The following is an 18,158-nucleotide window of genomic DNA, read 5'->3' as shown; positions in this document are numbered from 1 at the left end:
AGTTATTGATCTTATTAAATCGTAATGTGTTTGTTGTTCGTACGCTTCATCATATGAAGATCAAGCAAGAAGTGAAAGGGTTTTATGTAAATCTCAATGTTCTGTAGCGTCATTTTTTTTCTCATGTTGACTCAGGATTGAAACGTAATAGTTGTCCCAAATGATTCTAGGATCAAAACTCAGTGAGGCTAACATGGTCAAAACCACAACTGCACCAAAAGCGACTGCACCTGTGCCTGCTAAAATAGTTGCCAATGACTGAATTTGGATCAGTGCTGCGAGCATGGCGACAACGAAAACATCAATCATTGACCAACGGCCAATAAACTCCACGACTCTATACATGATCGAGCAATGCTTCGGTGAGAGGTGAATTTTTTTTGAGGCTTGTAAATGAACAGCACTAAGCAGGAGAGCAAGGATGACCAATTTCAGTAGTGGAATAAATATACTGGCGATAAAAATAACGGACGAAACGAAATAGTCACCACTTTTCCAAAAATAAATGACTCCACTCATAATCGTGTCTTGTTGACGACCAAGAATAGATTCTGTAATCGTCATCGGTAAAACATTGGCTGGTATATAAAGGATACTTGCTGCAATTAAATAAGCTAAAGTTCGTTCTAAACTTCGGGTTTTACGGGTATGTAATGGGCTATCACAACGAGTACAGCGGGATTTTCGTGCTTGTTCCATGGCAGACAACGACGTCATGCGGTTGAGTGTTCCACAGCAATGACAAAGTGTGAGCTCAAGATCAATTGCACGCGGTGCAAGCGTTTCTAATGAGACAAGTTTCTGCACAAGGTGTGGCGAATGCTTCATCTGATCGGGTTGATTCGTATGAGTGGAAGTAATGGTCATGAGATTTGATTTCCATCAATTACATTCCATAGATCCTTGATTTTGATTGATACTAAATAGACCAACAAAACACTTAAAATGGCAAATGCCCATAAGGCAATTCCAGGAATCACAACCACCATTCCCACTAATTTCACTAAGGTGACTAAAACGCCGATCAGAAAGACTTCAACCATTCCCCAAGCTCTCAATTGAAATAGTGACCGTAATGCGAGTTTAAGTGATGCATACTGTTGGGTTGCAATAACATTTTTATTGAACATGGCCATCAAAAGAATATATCCCATCAGAAGTAAGTAGGCCAAAGGGACAACAAAAGTGGTCATCAGAATAAGAAAGCCTACAAAAGCACGATCTGCCTCGAACATTGCCCAAGCCGCACCCAATAATGTGGTTTCTGAATAAATGCCTTGGAGTTCAACTTTGACAATTGAAAAACTATTGGCAATCGCAAAGATAATTAACGCAGTACAGACTAAGGCCAACAGTGTGTTAAATGTTGGAATTTTACGATAGAGCTCGGAACCGCAAGCCGAACAATAGGCACGTTCATTCTTATATAAATCGGATTTACGAAAGAGCGTATCGCACTCTTCACAAGCAACATAATTTTGATTGATTTGCACCATTCTTAAATCAGGGTCGCGTTTAGAATCCGATACAGTTTCTACATTCGTTTCAGACATCGTTGTCTCAACTTTTTCATCAATATTCTTGGTTTTTTATTTCTCCCTATAGTTTATATCGAGATTCAATAGGTTTGCCTATGATTATTTTGTTGAATCGAGATACATACCTTTTTGGTTTGGTTTATCAGTGTGCAGTCATGTAACTCAACGAGGGTATAAAAGGGGTTGAAGTGCTCATTGATCAGCATTTGTGTAGTCAAAATGAGGGTGAGTTAAGTTTATATGATGAAATTAAATTAATATTAAATTCAATGATTCAGCGTGAAATTCAAGATACAGCGTGTGCTTCACATAAACTTCATATATCAAGAACTACACTTTATTTAAATCATAAAGATCGATTGCTTAGTTTGGGATGACTGTATGTTGAAAAGCCTCATGCAATGGCTGGATAGTTGGTCCGTAAGCGTACCACATGAAGCATTGACCTCTGAGAGTAAACAGATTCAATGGCTCAGAATAATTCCTTTTATCCTACTGCATCTTGCTTGTCTGGCAGTGTTTTGGGTCGGGTTTTCTTGGTTTGCTTTTGCATTTATGTTGTTTTTTTATTTTATTCGCATGTTCGCAATCACGGCTTTTTTTCATCGTTATTTGTCACACAAAACTTTTCAGACTTCGAGATGGCTGCAATTTATCTTTATTTTAATTGGCACAATGAGTGCGCAGCGTGGACCATTATGGTGGGCAGCACATCATCGATATCATCATCGTTATACAGATACTCCTCGAGACCCACATTCATCAACGCATGGATTTTGGTATAGCCATGTTGGTTGGTTTTTAAATGAATATAATTTTTCAACGCGTAAAAGTGTCATTAAAGATTGGCTGAAGTTTCCGGAGCTGATTTGGTTAGATCGTTTTAGTTTGATGATCGTCTTAATAACGGCTATCGGAATTTATGGTCTTGGGGAATGGGTTGCCTTGATGTGGCCGCATTGGGGAACCAGTGGTTTACAGTTATTGGTATGGGGAGGCGCAATTTCTACTGTTCTGCTTATTCATGCCACATTGTGCATTAACTCACTGGCTCACCATTATGGAAGCCGAGATTTTGAGACGAATGATCATAGTCGCAACAACTTATTTTTATCTCTGATTACACTTGGTGAAGGCTGGCACAATAATCATCATTTTTATGCTGGAAGTACGCGCCAAGGTTTCTATTGGTGGCAGATCGATGTGACCTATTACATCTTAAAATTTATGTCATGGTTTGGCTTGGTTTGGGGAATGAAACCCATACCAGCTCGAGTTTATGAAGCAAGTAAAATTACGCGTTCGAAAAAGGCAAAACTCCAACATTCTCAAGTTCAGTCAAAGGAATCAAGATGAAAATTGCAATTATTGGATCGGGTATTTCAGGACTTTATGCAGCTTGGAAGTTGAGTAAGTTGCATGAGGTGACCGTATTTGAAAAGAATAATTATTTTGGGGGACATACTGATACTCATCAATTAAAGATCGATGGTGAGCAAGTTGCAGTGGATAGCGGATTCATTGTTTTTAATGAACACAACTATCCTTTATTTTGTGAGATGTTGAAGGAGCTTGGTGTACAAGCTCAAAGCAGCGATATGGGGTTTTCAGTTAATAATCAGGTCACAGGTCTGCAATATAACCCTTCCAAGAAATTCTCATTATTGTTCAAACCACAGAATTTTTTAAAGACCCGCTTTAGAGCGATGCTGTCCGATTTATTCAGATTTTATGCAGCAAATAAAGATCTAGATGTGGAAGAGACCGACCCGCATTACACTATTGAGCAATATCTCAACGAGCATGGATACTCGGATGCGTTTAGGCAAGAGCATCTCTATCCGATGTGTGGTGCATTATGGTCATGCCCAGTAGAGCAAGCAGGTCAAATTCCATATAAATTTGTAGTCAGTTTTTTTCAACATCATCGTATGTTGCAACTCAAAGATCGACCACAATGGTTAACCGTAAAAGGCGGGTCTTCTAGATATATCCGTGCAATTCAAACTCAAGCAAAGCATATTCAGTTTAAAAAAGTAGAAGTGAAGTCAGTCAAGCGCTCAGCAAATGACGTGAGTATTGAAACGGTACAGGGAATTGAACGGTTCGATTGGGTGGTATTTGCAAGTCATGCAGATGACACACTGAAGTTGCTCGCTGAACCAACGGCTAAAGAATCAGAAATATTAGAAAATTTTCAGTATCAAGACAATCATATGGTGGTGCATTCAGATACTAGCATTTTGCCGAAATCAAAACGTCAGTGGGCGAGTTGGCATGTGCATGTCACACCGAATAGGGCGGGTCAAGTCACTCCATTTCAGCAAAGTAGTGTCCATTATGGATTTAGTTACTGGATGAATCAGCTACAAAATTTGAAATGTGAAACTCAGATTTTTGCGACATTAAATCCTAATTTTGATTTAGATCCAAACAAAGTCTGGGTTCAGCGTCACTATCGTCATCCTGTATTTAATGCGGAAGCTATTGCAGCTCAGTCAAGATGGTCTGAAATAAACGGTTTAAATCGGACCTATTTTTGTGGTGCTTATTGGGGATGGGGCTTTCATGAAGATGGTGCAAGAAGTGCGTCATGGGTGGTTGAAGCCTTATTAAATTCATCGAATCAAGCCGCTTAGGAGTACTTATGCAGCTGTATCCACTTGCAATTGCAGTTGCTGACATTCGTCATCGCCGTTACTTGCCTAAGCCTTATGCTTTTCAGAGTCAGCTGACGTATTTGTGGTTTGATCCAGAACAGCTCAAACACTTCGCGCAAACTTCGATACTTTGGTCAACGAAAAAATGGAACTTGCTGAGCCTCAATCCTGATGACTTCTTGGCAAACTATCAAGGCACGATTCGAGAGAAGGTTCTGCATGTATTGGAAGAGCATACCTTAGAAGAACAGATACAGATCGCTGAAATTCGGGTGTTGGCTTTGCCGCGCACGCTTGGCTTCAGATTTAATTCGGTGGTTTTTTATTTTCTATTTAATGCCCAGCAAAAATTACAGTTTATTCTTAGTGAAATCACCAATACACCCTGGTTGGAAAGACAGGTATATGTTCACGATTGTCGCACCGGGGGGGAGCAGCATTCCGAATATACGAGCTTTCATTTCCAGTTTGACAAAGCTTTTCACGTGTCACCCTTCATGCCAATGGATCTGAAGTATCAATGGACGTTTAGTTTGGCTGAAAAACAAAATTATGTGCTTATGCAATTGTTTAAAGAGGAAAAATTACAATTCGATGCATCAATGCGTTTTGAGTTAACTCCCATCACACTTCCTTCACAACTTCATCGCTATGCTGTTTTTAAACTATTTGAGCCGATCAAGATGGTTGCAGGTATTTATTATCATGCCTTTAAGCTTTGGATAAATAGAGTTCCATTTTATCGGCATCCCAATAAAACGAAGGATAAGCTGTGATATGAAATCATTGTTAATGGGAGAGCAATCTTCACTACCGCTGGTATTACGTCATTTACTGAAATTAAAACACGGCCAAATTCATTTTAAAGGGATTTGGGAGGGTTCAGTCGGTGAGGTGAGTGATCTAGACGCAGTGATTGAGGTCCATGATACAAAGTTGATGGATCTACTTTTTCGTCAGGGGGTTCTTGGTGCAGCTGAAGGTTTCATTCAAGGATATTGGACGACACCAGATTTAGTGAAGATTGTGCGAATTCTTGCGAGAAATCGCGATATTTTAGATCGTATGAACCAAAGTGCCTTAGCAAAGGCGAGTCAACTCTTGCTCAAAACTTGGTATGCATCGCGTAAAAATTCATTGGAAGGTAGTCGCAAAAATATTGCTGAGCATTATGATTTAAGTAATGACTTTTTTAAGTTATTTCTTGATCCGAGCATGATGTACTCCAGCGCGGTATTCAAAGATCAATCTATGACTTTGGAACAAGCATCCGATTATAAAAAAGAAATCATATGCCAAAAATTGAAACTTCAACCGATGGATCATTTGGTTGAAATTGGCAGTGGATGGGGTGGTTTTGCGATCTATGCTGCGCAAAACTATGGTTGTAAAGTGACTACTATTACCATTTCTCAAGCTCAATATGACGAAGCTAAAGCTAGAATTGACGCTGCGGGTCTGTCTCATCGTGTTGAAGTTAAATTAAAAGATTATCGTTTACTTGAAGGTAAATTCGATAAATTGGTTTCAATTGAAATGATTGAAGCCGTTGGTGCTCAATATCTATCGACATATTTTGAAAAGTGTAGACAGCTGTTAAAACCTAATGGTTTGGCGCTTATTCAAGCCATCACCATTGAAGATGCGCGATATGAAAAGGCATTGAGTACGGTCGATTACATCAAAAGATACATTTTCCCAGGTAGTTTTATTCCTTGTATCAGCGTGATGACCAACGTTGCATCAGAACAAAAATTACGTCTAAAGCATCTTGAAGATATTGGTTTAAGTTATGCACAAACGATTCACTGCTGGCGTGAACGTTTTCTAGAACAGCGTGAGCAAGTTTTAGCACTGGGCTTTGATGAAAACTTTATTCGCATGTGGGATTTTTATTTATGTTATTGCGAAGGAGGTTTTCTCGAAGGCGTCATTAGTGATGTGCACTTATTGTTTGAAGCAAGTCCATACTAAATCAGTGAGAGGACATCTCGATGTTGCTCAATTTATTTGTGATGAATGTTTTCCTGATGCTTTGTGCATGGATTTGGGTGACATTTAATCATCGTGCAGGTTTGGTCGATGTCATTTGGAGCTTTGGAATAGCTCTAAATGTCCTCATCGTAGCAAATGTAATGAATGAAGCCCCTACATCTGTTCGCATTTTTCTAGCGATCGCGAGTGGTCTTTGGTTTCTTCGTTTAGCATGGCATTTATGCAGAAGATATATCCGAGAAGATGCTGAGGACACGCGTTATGCCAATATGCGCCGTGCGATGGGAGACTTTCAACATTTAGGTTTTCTTCTGTTCTTTTTATTTCAGGCTGGGTTGATCTCCTTATTCTCATATCCAATGATCAAATTGCTCAGTATACCTGCGATGCAGTGGAGTAACTCGACAGAACTGCTGCTGCTGATTTCAGGATTAATCATGCTGGTTGCATTTATTGGTGAGGCACTCGCAGATCATCAGTTGTATCAATTTAAATTGAACCCGAATAATCGTGGCAAAACGATCGATCAAGGGTTATGGAAATATTCACGCCATCCGAATTACTTTTTTGAATGGATACATTGGTTTGCTTATCCAATCTTAGGTATAGCGGCGGGAACGCCTTGGTTGTGGATCTATCCAGTGTTGATGTGGCTCTTTTTGTACTACATCACGGGTATTCCATTTAGTGAACAGCAAGCACTCAAAAATCGTGGTGCAAACTACAAGATGTACCAACAAAAAACATCAATGTTTCTTCCTTGGCCACCGAAAAAGTAGGTAATTACATGGATTCACTCGTTCAACAATCGTTAAAACTCATTGAAAGTGGCAAAGTTCCAGATCAAGTGATTCGTCTTGGTATCCAAGCACTTTGCAAAAAACGTCTTGAGCAAGAAGGTCGTTTTGACCCTGGATTCGCTTCACAGCGTTATATGGATGTATTAAGAGACTTGAAAAAAAGTGAAATCGCGATTGATACAGACAAGGCAAATGAACAACATTATGAATTGCCTACAGCATTCTTTCAGGCCGTGTTGGGCAAGCGTTTAAAATACAGTGCCAGTTTATTCCATGATGCTAAAACCAGTTTAGATCAAGCTGAGGAAAATGCCCTGCAGGTCTACTGTGAACGTGCGCAATTACAAGATGGTCAGGACATCTTAGAGATAGGCTGTGGTTGGGGATCACTCAGTTTGTATATGGCAGAGCATTATCCAAATGCCAACATTACGGTAGTCTCAAACTCCAATACTCAACGTCTTCACATTCAACAACAAGCCAAAGAAAAGCAATTTAACAATTTGACAGTCATCACCTGTGATGTAAATCAACTCGAGTTGGAGCAAAACTCTTTTGATCGTGTTGTATCCGTTGAAATGTTTGAGCATGTTCGAAACTATCAGCGATTATTTGCCAATATTAGCCAATGGCTCAAAGCAGATGGTTTATTGTGGTGTCATATTTTCTGCCATCGATTTATTCACTATCCATTTGAAGTTAAAAATGATTATGACTGGATGTCTAAATATTTTTTTACAGGCGGTTTAATGCCTGCTGTTTCGACTTTCCTGCACTTTCAGGATCATTTACAGCTAGAAAACCAATGGCAATGGTCTGGACAACAGTATGAACATACAGCCAATGCATGGTTAAATAATATGGACCAAAAAAAGGACTTACTTAAACCACTATTTAAGCAAACTTATGGTCAAGATGCGGAAATCTGGTGGCAACGTTGGAGAATCTTTTTCATGGCTTGTGCAGAACTGTTTGGTTATGACAAAGGTCGTGAGTGGGTGATTGGCCATTATTTGTTTAAGAAGCGAGCTGTTTGAAGTTCAAACTAATTTTAGCGATAAGGTGAAGAGGGTACATGTCCATGATGAGGCTATTTAGGGATAAACGCGATCATCCTTTGGGTGAGGTGTTTAACCGCTATTATTGGCTACAAATTGGTCTTATTGCCTTGTCTATTGTGATTGGGATTGGTTGCAGTGCTTGGGTCATTAAAGGAACATTGCTGACCACAGCGCTCGAACAGGAGATGGAGCATTACTGGCAGCGTATGGAGCGTAATCCAGAAGCTGCTTTACCCGACACTAAAAATTTATATGGATATCGTTGGTCCGATGACGAGTTAGCCCCCTCTGAATTTCGTAATTTAAAACTCCAATCGGGTGTACATCGACACTATATCGATGGTAAAGACCGGATGACAGTTTATGGGGCACGCAATGGTGAACACGTTTTTTTAGTGTTTGGTGAAAGTAATGTTAATAAGCTTATTTGGCTGTTTGGTTTAGCGCCACTCATGGTCAGCTTATTTTTGCTATACAGTGTGCTGTGGTGGTGGAATCGCCGTGCACGCCGCTATTTTTCGCCCATCACACGCTTAGCCAATGCACTCGAACATATTGATTGGGAACATCAGAATAATCGAGCATCACCATTTAAAGAAATTAAAACAGATTCTAATTTGGAGGCTGAATATCTCAAGCAAGCACTTGAAAAATATCATCAAGTTCTAAGCGAATTCATTCAGCGTGAAAGAGAGTTTACTGGCGATGTTAGTCATGAACTTCGAACACCGCTCACAATATTGAAGGGCAATGTACAACTTTGTCAGGCCCGTTATGGTGATAACAAATCCTTTACTCGATTGCAAAACACAATTGAAGATATGCAGTTATTGGTCGATACACTTTTGGCGATTGCTCGAAATACCACAAGTAATTTACAAAGTGAAAAAACCCGTTTATCTGAACTGCTTCAAGATGTTGTAAGCGACTTGAATAGTGTCAGTTTGGCTAAAGGAATGAGTATCGATTTAAACATCGAAGTTGATGAGGTCAAACGTCATTTATATCCATCGATGACGAAAATGGTATTCAGCAATATTTTAAGAAATGCATTGAATTACTCTCAAGGTACAAGCATTAATGTCATTCTCGAAAAAAATAAAGTGTTGGTCGCAGATAATGGTATCGGGATTGATTTACCGAATAACTCTAAGGTGCAAGAACTAACGAATCAGCAGCTGCAACTCGATATCAAAGGTCATGGTATCGGGCTACAACTGGTTCAAAAATTATGTAAACAACTTGGCTGGAGAGTAGAGTTATTTGATCGTGAATACTATTTGATGACTCATCCAAAAGTTGACTTGTCACTCAGTTCAGGACTGATTGTGGTCGTTTACTTGAATGATCAGCCTCCAAAATAGTGTATTTGGGGGAATTTGATCTGAAGTGTGAATTCAGTAGTAACTAGTTTTATTCAACTGCGATCTTTAGACCTACCCCTGAAACGGTGTGTATTAATTTTTGTTCAAAGGGCTTATCGACCATTTTTCTTAAATTATAGATATGGCTTCTGAGCGCATCGCTTTCTGGTTCTTCATCCCCCCATAACTCAAGCATGATCTCCTGTTTAGTGAGCACTTTAGGTGAGTTTCGCATGAGTAATTTTAAAAGTTTGAATTGAATAGGTGGCAGTTCGATCATTTGACCTGCACGTGTGATTTGCTGTAAAGCAGGGTCTAATGTGAGATCGTGAATTTTAATTTGGCTGTTAGATACTTCTCCTAATGAGCGTTTGATCAGTGCACGAACACGATAAACCAATTCATTAAAATCAAATGGTTTCACTAAATAATCATCTGTACCAGCTCGGAAACCTTTTAATTTATCATCCAAAGTATCACGAGCAGTCAGCATCAGTACTGGGAGGTCGAGTCCTTGTTCGTTGCGAAGCCATTCACACAGGTCATACCCTGTACCGTCAGGTAAATTAATATCTAACAGTAGAATATGATAAGGATGTTGCTTGAGCAGTTGACGTGCCACATCCAAATTACGCGCATGATCAACCACAAAATTATGCTCTTCTAAAAATTCACATAATGTTGAAGCAAGTTCGTAATGATCTTCGACCATTAAAATAAAATGTTTAGTCATGTCGACACGATTAGTCCAATAATTGCTTTTTTAAAGTATCACTAAATGGAGACGAACCCAGCCAAATATTAAAATAATCATTGGCATTCATGTATTGAACTTTACCCAAAATTTTTTGATTTAGACTCAAAGTCAAAGTCAAAGTCTGGGTCGTATGGGTATAGCTTAGACTGTAAATATCACCAGATCGAACGGGTTGATACAATTGTGTGATCTGGTCAAGCTGTTTCAACGTATTGGCTTGTTTGACATTTCGTTTGAGAAAGTGCGTTGCAGCCCTTTTAAAAGCCCATTCTGGAATATTTTGAGTATAAGCAAAGTCCATACGAATATCTTGATTCTTCCAAGTGCTTTGACAATTTTGAGCGAAATAAGTTGCTTTACCGACATTTTTTTGTCCGACTTTGAGGTCTCCTTGACCACACTCACGTACACTTTGTGCATGCGCGAGTGGTAAGAAGAATAGACTCAAAGCAGAGAGGGCCATTATTGCGATTTTTTGAAAGGTAATAACCATGCGTATAACCCTCCAGCATATGGTAGTGAGCGAAATAAGCCATCAGCTGGGTCCCAAAAGTCTTGCTGGAACACAATTTTGTCTTGCTCATTGAGTTTTATTTCACTAATTCCATGTGATTCCATGCTTCGAGTCGTGCCGAAGATTTTAAAATCATATGCCATACGCCAATGCACATAGGCTGAGTCGTCAAAATGTGATGTGTTGAGCAATTTGACTGAAACATTACTGACACGGTTATTCATGCCTTTGAAATGTTCGACTAGATTTTCACGCTTACTAAATTGTGAAAGTGTGTCATTGATATATAAACTGTCAGCATACAGATTGCTTGCTCGGTTAGTGAATTCAGGTGTACCTAAAGTATTGAATGCACTGGTAAAACGAACCCCTATATCTTGAGCTTTGGCAGGCGTCATGGTGATGCCTTGAACTATCGATCTTGCTTGAGCATAATCATCAGAGTAACTTGGAATGCTTGCACAGCCTGATAAAAAGAGTAGAGGAAGGCTCAATGTCGCAGCCACAATTTTTTTGACGTGTTTCATGATCTCAATCCACTAATTTATTCTTATTTTTTAATCTACTGGCAATCTTGTGAAATGGATGTGAAATTAAAATATGAGCTGTGATCGATGAAAGGTATTTGTGTTAAAGGGAGTTCCGTTGAACTCCCTTTAACTTTGTTTTATTTAAATTTCCAAGTGTAATCAATGTTGACACGCATTTCGTCATCCGACTTAAATGCCATACCTACTGGTGGGATATCGTTACGGTAGCGACTATAACGTGTACGAATATTTAAACCTTCGAGTTTACCCGTTGGAACACGATAGCTGAGTTCAAAATCAAGAGCATCTTGTTCAAACGTCTGATTCTCGGTGTTACGAATTTCAATATCATCGCCTTTACTATAGCGAGTCATAAACTTTAGACCTTTCAATGAAGTGTCTTTAAAGTCATAGTCATAGCGTGCGTGATAGACTTTTTCATTAATGTTGGTGAAATCAGCACTCATACTATCTAAGAACACTGCTGGCTCTGAACCCGCTAAGGTCGGAAGAGCTGTATCACCAAAAGACTGCATATAGCCCAAACTGAAAGTATGATTGTTACGGTTAAGCCCAAAAATACCGCTCAAATGTTGATTTTCAATATGTCCTGCACGAGCTTGACCTGAGTCTTCACTCACAAACAGGCGTACATCCCCTAATAAATGCCCAATACCTATATCATGTTTGCTTTTTGCACCAATGAAATTTTGGTGATAAACATCATGAAGGTTGGCATGAAAGAGTTGCGCACTAATTTGATCGTTAAATTTATATTCAGCACCAAGCATGTGTAAGCCAGATGATTCGGCAGCAGTCTTAAATCGATTATTAGGATTGCCAACTCTAATTTTTTCATAATCTGTTGAATCACGTTGATTCACACGATCCACATACAGGGCATGAATTTTCAAATTATCCACTTCATTGATTTGAAGATGTGTACCTCGATAATTTTGCTGGAATATACGAGCTGGTGAAGAGAACAAAACAGGGAACATTGGTGCGAGTGTACCCCCATGTAAAGTCGATTTGCCCACTTTCGCTTTTGCCGTCCAGCGAATTTCTCCATACTGATCAGCTTTACCTGATGGACTGGTTGGCAGTAATCCCGAAGCTGCATAATCGTCGGCATCACTGCCTAAAAGATTAAAACCTGCCAGTGCCATAATGTCTAAACCTAGTCCTAAGGTACCTGGTGTATAGCCTGAATTAGCTTTAAAGATAAAACCTTGAGCCCAGTCTTTCTGATCTTTACCTGATGCATCTTGTGTATATGCGCGATCAAAATAAAAATTACGAGCTGTTAGATTGACTGATGAATCGTCTATAAAAGAATTAGCTTGCGTTGTTGATAGAAATCCAGACGCAATTACCCCTAAAAAGATTGCAGAAAATCTCATTATTGTCCCTATATGAAAAGTGGAGCTAGACGTCTTGTCTAGCTCTAAAGTATTTAAAAAATGATTATGCAGATGTTGGTTGTTGGAAATGCAATTGTGCAGTTTCTTTATTTTTGAGTTTTGAAATGCTTAATACCATGATAATGGCTGCAACGAATGCCAACGCATAATAACCGTAAAGTACAAGTGATGAGATACCACTGTCGAGGAAAGCACCTGCAACTAGTGGAGACAAAATACCGCCTACACGACCAAAACCAATCGCATAACCTACACCAGTCGCACGAACATCAGCATCATAGATTGCAGGAGACATCGCATATAGACCTGCGACACATCCGTTTGACATCATGCCAAGGAATAAAGCGAGAATGAATGCGATCATGAGTGAACCAGTACTGTTCACAAATAACCAGATCAAGATTGCAGTTAAGGCAAGGAAAGCCGCTTGAACATAGTAAATACGGATACGTGAACTAATCAGACCTAACAGCGCAGCACCAAACATACCGCCAGCACTAATCAGGACACCTGCTGTTACACCTTGTTCAGTGGTCATCCCATTTGCAGATAAGATTTTTGGTGTCCAACTCATGACGAAGTAGAAACCAAACATAACGAAGAAGAAGCTAAACCAGATACAAATCGTTTGAAGTGCCAATTTAGGGCTGAACAAACGTGCCAAACCACTCTTTGCTTTTTCGCTGGTCATAGTGACCGTAGGAAGTTGCTGTAATGGGGTAATATTGATTTTCTTTGCTAAAACATTAATACGTTCTAGAGCATTTTTTGGCTGTTTAACCAAAAGGTAATCAAGTGATTCTGGTAAGGTGAAATAAGACACGACCAACATGAATAAAGTCGCTAAACCACCTGTTAAGAAGACTGCACGCCATCCGAAATTGCTGATAAGCGCAATTGCAATAATCCCACCAACGGTTGCACCAATCGCGTAACCTGTACATTGTAAGCTGACTGCGAGACTTCTCCAACGCAGAGAAGCGTACTCACTTGCAATAACATTACTACTTGCGAGAATACCGCCGATGCCTAAACCAGTCACAAAACGCATCATGCCAAGTTGCATTGCAGTCTGAGCAAATGATGCTGCAACCATACTTACTCCAGAGATAAGTAGGCAAAGTAAGATGAGTGGGCGGCGACCGATTTTGTCAGCCCAAGGTGCAAGAAATAGTGAGCCAGCACCCATACCAAATAAGCCAGCACTCAATAGTGCACCAAGTTCAGCGCCAGTCAGTCCCCACTCGGCAGAAACAGATGCAGCAGTAAAGGCCATGACAAGAACGTCAAAGCCATCAATAACATTTAATAAAATACAGATACCGATAACAAACCACTGAAACCCATTCATGGTCTTGTTATTCATTTCCTCACGCGGGTTCTGAACCATTTACTTTCTCCATGGAATAAGACCTCATTGAAAAGCACTACGTGTGGCATGTGATTACATGTCATAAACGTAGGCAGACTTCAGAAGTCATCCTAGTAATGTTTAAGGTGTTCATCGCAGTCAGAACCCGTCCATATTCTGGTATTGATGAAATAATCAACACGTCTGCAATGTGCATGAATTTAGCATTATTGGATCCAAATTCAAGCAAAAAAATATTAACTTAGATATATTTTAGATTAAATGGATCCATATTTGCGAAGAAGTACTTGAAAAATATACTAAAGTACTAGGGATTAAAAAAATGAACGCCTCAGTTAAAGAAAGGAAAAAAATCTTAAAAGTTCATTCGAATCTTCCGAATTTTATAAAATAGCGCGCAAATCATGAGCTACTTGTTTAAGCTGGGGCAAAATATTTTGGATTAAATATGTTTCTGTAATTCTGTGGCTGGATCCGATACAGTTGAGTGCGGCTACAGTATCACCTTGCATGTTGAGAATAGGGACAGCTAAAGCAATAATTCCTAATTCATGTTCTTCTGTAGAAATGCAATAGTCTTGTTTTTGAACAGTTGCAATAGTGTTTATAAACTTTTGATGATCTATGATGGTAAAAGGCGTTAATCTCTTGAGTGGATATTGTGCAAGCCATTGATTAAGTTCATCATGGCTCAATCTTGAGAGTAGTATTTTACCTGTTGAGGTGGCGTAGGCTGGAAGGCGATTACCTAGATGAATACCCAACGGACTCATTTTAGATGATTCGTTCTGTTGAGGAACACTTTTCGCAACAGGTACGACTTCATGTTCATCGAGTACCGTGACTGAATAGCTCAGTGCAGTTTTGATACTGAGTAAATTCAGCATAGGTTGAGCGACTTTTGGCAAATATGCAGAGCTTAGATAAGCACTTGAAAAGCGTAAAACTTTGTAGGTGAGCCAATAAAAATGTTCATCTGTGTCTAAATAACCTAAAAATTTTAAAGTTCTTAAATATCGTCGTGCTGCGCTACGACTCAATCCTGTACGTTCAGCAATTTGGGTGACATTTAATTTTTGTCGTTCAACACCAAAGCATTCTAATAGATTCAAACCTTTAGCAAGGCCTGCAATGTAATCATCATATTGAATTACTTCTTTATTTTTAGCATTTGAAATCAATTCATTGCGCATGATATTGCTCTGATTTACACCCTTTAATTCTGATATCTTGTCCGATGATCGGTCATTTGTCATTAAATTCGGTCGTATTTAGGGCTAAAGTCTAGTACCTCAGTTGGAATTTCATTAGGTTTTACAAAAGGAAAAAAATTGAGGGTGTTTGTAATATGGAAATTTTAAAAACCAAAGTCGCGATTATCGGTTCAGGTCCAGCAGGTTTATTACTCGGTCAACTGCTATATAAAGCGGGTATTGATCATATTTTAATTGAACAGCGTAGTGCTGAATATGTTGCCAGTCGTATCCGTGCTGGGATTTTAGAGCAAGTTTCAGTAGATTTATTGACTGAAGCTGGTGTAGATCAGCAACTCCGTGAAAAAGGGTTACCTCATCAGGGTATTGAAATTCTAACCAACGGTGAAAAGCATCGTGTTGATTTAACGCAGTTGACGGGTGGTAAACAAGTTACGGTATATGGTCAAACTGAAGTCACCAAAGATTTAATGCAGGCTCGCACAGCGGCTCAACTCACTTCATTCTATGAATCAACTAACGTTCAAGTACATGATTTCTACGGTCAACCAAGTGTTACTTTTGAGCATAATGGTCAGCAAGTAAAAGTTGAATGTGATTTTATCGCTGGTTGTGATGGGTACCATGGCGTGTGCCGTGCCAGTGTGCCAGAAGACAAAATTAAAACTTTTGAGAAAGTCTATCCATTTGGCTGGTTAGGGGTATTGGCAGATGTACCTCCTGTTGCGGATGAACTAATTTATGTCCAATCTGATCGTGGATTTGCATTATGCAGTATGCGTTCTAACACGAGAAGTCGCTATTATCTACAAGTACCGTTAACGGATAAAGTTGAAAATTGGTCAGATGAGCAATTTTGGGAAGAGTTAAAAAATCGTCTAGATCCTGAAAGCCGTGAAAAGCTTGTGACTGGTCCATCAATTGAGAAGAGTATTGCGCCATTACGTAGTTTTGTCACTGAACCAATGCGTTTTGGTAAAATGTTCTTGGCGGGTGATGCTGCTCATATTGTACCGCCAACAGGAGCTAAAGGTTTAAACCTCGCTGCATCTGATATTGCGTATCTTTCTCAAGCTCTCATTGAATATTATCAAACGGGTTCTGAGCAGGGGATTGAGCAGTATTCTGAAAATTGCTTAAAACGTGTATGGAAAGCAGAGCGTTTCTCTTGGTGGATGACTCATTTATTACATCGTTTTGAGACAGAAACCGAATTCGAGCATAAAATCAAACAAGCTGAATTAAGTTATATTCTTGGTTCAGAAGCAGGTCAAACTACGCTTGCTGAAAACTATGTTGGACTACCACTTCAAAAAGCGAGTTAATCCTCGAAGTTAAGTCTAATCCATTGGCTAATTTTTAGCGCACACCAAATTGCTCCACAATTTGGTGTGTTTTTTTATTAAACAAATTGTCTAAATTCAATCGAGGTTTGCTGTAATAAGGGCAGAATATACTGAATTAAATATTCCTTACTGGTTTTACCTGTCGGTGACACAATGTTCAATGCTGCGACAACATCAGCACGATGATTGTGAATAGGTACAGCCAAAGCATGTACGCCTAACTCATGTTCTTCAGCTGAGTAACAATATTCATCAGCTCTAACTTCTGCTAATAATTTTATAAATTTCTCATTATCGGTATACGTATATTTGGTGAGTGCTTTGAGTGGATATTTTTCCAACCATTCTTGTTGTGCTTCCTTGGATAAATAACTTAATAAAATTTTCCCTGCTGATGTCGCATGAGCGGGTAGTCGGTTACCTAAATGTAATCCATAAGGATTAACGCGATCAGTCTGTTGATGCGCTGCACTACGTGCAATCGTAATAGCTTCGTAGCCATCTAATACCATCACGGAATAAATGAGAGAGGTTTGCTGAGTAAGTAAATTCAACAATGGCTGAGCAATTTTAGGCAGCTGTGCACCACTTAAATATGCACCTGAAAATTTTAAAACTTTAGGTGTTAAATAATAGTAATGACCATCAAACTCTAAATAACCTAAATATTCTAAAGTCATTAAATGTCGCCTTGCAGCGGCTCGAGTCAACCCTGTTTTTTCTGCAGCCATGGTCACATTTAAACGGTGACGGTCATTTGCAAAACAATCCAAGATAGCAAGTCCTTTGCTGATACCTGCAATAAAGTCTTCATGACGAATCCACTTTTTATTATCTGGATTTTGAAGTTGTCTGTTCCTTGAGTCTGATTCTGTAGACACAGCATTTTCCTTGCTATTTTAAAAATTGAATTATTGATGCTGATTTAGAATCTTGAGCAATATACTCAAGATATTGTTCGATCATCGAACAAAAAATCTGTAAATCGTACAAAAACCTTTTTTCAAGGTAGCTCAAGCTTTTTAATTTATCAAGAATGGAATGACGGAATCCAAGCGATTTAGTTGCATATTTCAATCTCCGTCCAGATTGAAATTGCGCTAATCGTGGATTCCCCAAATATTAATATATGTTGTACAGAGGGAGTTGTTGGATGATCGATAAATCGTCACAGTCTTTAGTTGAAGCTTTATCCCAAATTAAAGACGGTTCAACCATTATGATTGGTGGGTTTGGTACTGCAGGTCAGCCTGCTGAACTCATCGATGGCTTAATTGAACTCGGTATTAAAGACTTAGTGATCGTCAACAACAACGCAGGTAATGGTGATTACGGCTTGGCTAAACTGTTACAAGCAGGCGCTGTACGTAAAATCATCTGTTCTTTTCCTCGTCAGTCTGACTCTTATGTCTTCGATGAACTCTACCGTGCAGGCAAAATCGAGTTAGAACTTGTACCGCAAGGCAACTTGGCTTGCCGTATTCAAGCGGCGGGTATGGGCTTAGGTCCAATCTACACACCAACAGGTTTTGGTACTTTGCTTGCTGAAGGCAAACCAACCATGAATTATGAAGGTAAAGACT

18 protein-coding genes are annotated in these 18,158 nt (G+C 39.3%); 9 read left to right on the top strand and 9 right to left on the bottom strand.

The window, feature by feature from the left end; genetic code table 11:
• Nucleotides 1–93: 93 nt before the first annotated feature.
• On the bottom strand, nucleotides 94–828 hold the full coding sequence (locus AC1M9C_RS12915; protein ID WP_092768280.1) for a paraquat-inducible protein A: 735 nt from the start codon (nucleotides 826–828) through the stop codon (nucleotides 94–96).
• A 35-nt stretch (nucleotides 829–863) separates the two neighbouring features.
• Nucleotides 864–1,496 (bottom strand): paraquat-inducible protein A, encoded by a 633-nt coding sequence (locus tag AC1M9C_RS12910; protein WP_228143131.1) that lies wholly within the window; start codon nucleotides 1,494–1,496, stop codon nucleotides 864–866.
• 423 nt (nucleotides 1,497–1,919) lie between these two features.
• Between AC1M9C_RS12910 and AC1M9C_RS12905 the strand changes: the two genes are divergently transcribed.
• Genes AC1M9C_RS12905 through AC1M9C_RS12875 form a run of 7 tightly spaced genes read left to right on the top strand, consistent with a single transcriptional unit; the run spans nucleotide 1,920 to nucleotide 9,418 of the window.
• On the top strand, nucleotides 1,920–2,894 hold the full coding sequence (locus AC1M9C_RS12905) for an acyl-CoA desaturase (protein WP_481587840.1): 975 nt from the start codon (nucleotides 1,920–1,922) through the stop codon (nucleotides 2,892–2,894).
• Nucleotides 2,891–4,177: an NAD(P)/FAD-dependent oxidoreductase gene (locus AC1M9C_RS12900; RefSeq protein WP_481953852.1), complete on the top strand. Its 1,287-nt coding sequence runs from the start codon at nucleotides 2,891–2,893 to the stop codon at nucleotides 4,175–4,177. The genes AC1M9C_RS12905 and AC1M9C_RS12900 overlap by 4 nt, the downstream gene beginning before the upstream one ends.
• Nucleotides 4,178–4,185: 8 nt before the next feature.
• Nucleotides 4,186–4,974, top strand: a complete 789-nt coding sequence (locus tag AC1M9C_RS12895) for a DUF1365 domain-containing protein (RefSeq protein ID WP_481587838.1) — start codon at nucleotides 4,186–4,188, stop codon at nucleotides 4,972–4,974.
• Between the two features lies 1 nt (nucleotide 4,975).
• Nucleotides 4,976–6,172: a class I SAM-dependent methyltransferase gene (locus tag AC1M9C_RS12890; protein ID WP_481953851.1), complete on the top strand. Its 1,197-nt coding sequence runs from the start codon at nucleotides 4,976–4,978 to the stop codon at nucleotides 6,170–6,172.
• 20 nt (nucleotides 6,173–6,192) lie between these two features.
• Nucleotides 6,193–6,972, top strand: coding sequence for a DUF1295 domain-containing protein (locus AC1M9C_RS12885; RefSeq protein WP_481953850.1), 780 nt, complete (start codon nucleotides 6,193–6,195; stop codon nucleotides 6,970–6,972).
• 8 nt (nucleotides 6,973–6,980) lie between these two features.
• Nucleotides 6,981–8,030: an SAM-dependent methyltransferase gene (locus AC1M9C_RS12880; RefSeq protein WP_481953849.1), complete on the top strand. Its 1,050-nt coding sequence runs from the start codon at nucleotides 6,981–6,983 to the stop codon at nucleotides 8,028–8,030.
• A gap of 44 nt (nucleotides 8,031–8,074) precedes the next feature.
• A complete protein-coding gene (locus AC1M9C_RS12875; protein WP_481953861.1) occupies nucleotides 8,075–9,418 on the top strand; it encodes a sensor histidine kinase in 1,344 nt (447 codons plus the stop codon).
• A 49-nt stretch (nucleotides 9,419–9,467) separates the two neighbouring features.
• Here AC1M9C_RS12875 and AC1M9C_RS12870 read toward each other — a convergent pair whose 3' ends face one another.
• From AC1M9C_RS12870 to AC1M9C_RS12845, 6 genes are all read right to left on the bottom strand, one after another.
• Complete coding sequence (locus AC1M9C_RS12870; protein WP_092768268.1) at nucleotides 9,468–10,151, bottom strand: response regulator transcription factor; 684 nt, start codon at nucleotides 10,149–10,151, stop codon at nucleotides 9,468–9,470.
• 10 nt (nucleotides 10,152–10,161) lie between these two features.
• Nucleotides 10,162–10,668, bottom strand: a complete 507-nt coding sequence (locus AC1M9C_RS12865; RefSeq protein WP_481953848.1) for a chalcone isomerase family protein — start codon at nucleotides 10,666–10,668, stop codon at nucleotides 10,162–10,164.
• Nucleotides 10,638–11,216 (bottom strand): nuclear transport factor 2 family protein, encoded by a 579-nt coding sequence (locus tag AC1M9C_RS12860; RefSeq protein ID WP_481587833.1) that lies wholly within the window; start codon nucleotides 11,214–11,216, stop codon nucleotides 10,638–10,640. Before AC1M9C_RS12860 ends, AC1M9C_RS12865 begins: the two co-directional genes overlap by 31 nt.
• Nucleotides 11,217–11,356: 140 nt before the next feature.
• Nucleotides 11,357–12,622: an OprD family outer membrane porin gene (locus AC1M9C_RS12855; protein ID WP_481953847.1), complete on the bottom strand. Its 1,266-nt coding sequence runs from the start codon at nucleotides 12,620–12,622 to the stop codon at nucleotides 11,357–11,359.
• Between the two features lie 64 nt (nucleotides 12,623–12,686).
• The gene (locus tag AC1M9C_RS12850) at nucleotides 12,687–14,033 is read right to left on the bottom strand and encodes an MFS transporter (protein ID WP_481587831.1); all 1,347 of its coding nucleotides are present in this window, start codon (nucleotides 14,031–14,033) and stop codon (nucleotides 12,687–12,689) included.
• Nucleotides 14,034–14,398: 365 nt separating this feature from the next.
• A complete protein-coding gene (locus AC1M9C_RS12845) occupies nucleotides 14,399–15,208 on the bottom strand; it encodes an IclR family transcriptional regulator domain-containing protein (protein ID WP_180000496.1) in 810 nt (269 codons plus the stop codon).
• A 155-nt stretch (nucleotides 15,209–15,363) separates the two neighbouring features.
• Between AC1M9C_RS12845 and pobA the strand changes: the two genes are divergently transcribed.
• Nucleotides 15,364–16,554, top strand: a complete 1,191-nt coding sequence (pobA, locus tag AC1M9C_RS12840; protein WP_481587830.1) for a 4-hydroxybenzoate 3-monooxygenase — start codon at nucleotides 15,364–15,366, stop codon at nucleotides 16,552–16,554.
• 77 nt (nucleotides 16,555–16,631) lie between these two features.
• On the opposite strand, the gene pcaU is transcribed toward pobA, so the two are convergent.
• Complete coding sequence (gene pcaU / locus AC1M9C_RS12835) at nucleotides 16,632–17,456, bottom strand: IclR family transcriptional regulator PcaU (protein WP_481587829.1); 825 nt, start codon at nucleotides 17,454–17,456, stop codon at nucleotides 16,632–16,634.
• Nucleotides 17,457–17,728: 272 nt separating this feature from the next.
• On the opposite strand from pcaU, the gene AC1M9C_RS12830 reads away from it, so the two are divergent.
• On the top strand, nucleotides 17,729–18,158 hold a 430-nt coding region (locus tag AC1M9C_RS12830; RefSeq protein ID WP_481953846.1), incomplete at its 3' end, for a 3-oxoacid CoA-transferase subunit A.

It is taken from the genome of Acinetobacter sp. 24-47-39 (assembly GCF_056783825.1).
Note: the sequence above shows the minus strand (reverse complement) of the source record. Positions and strands in the feature narration are given on the sequence as shown.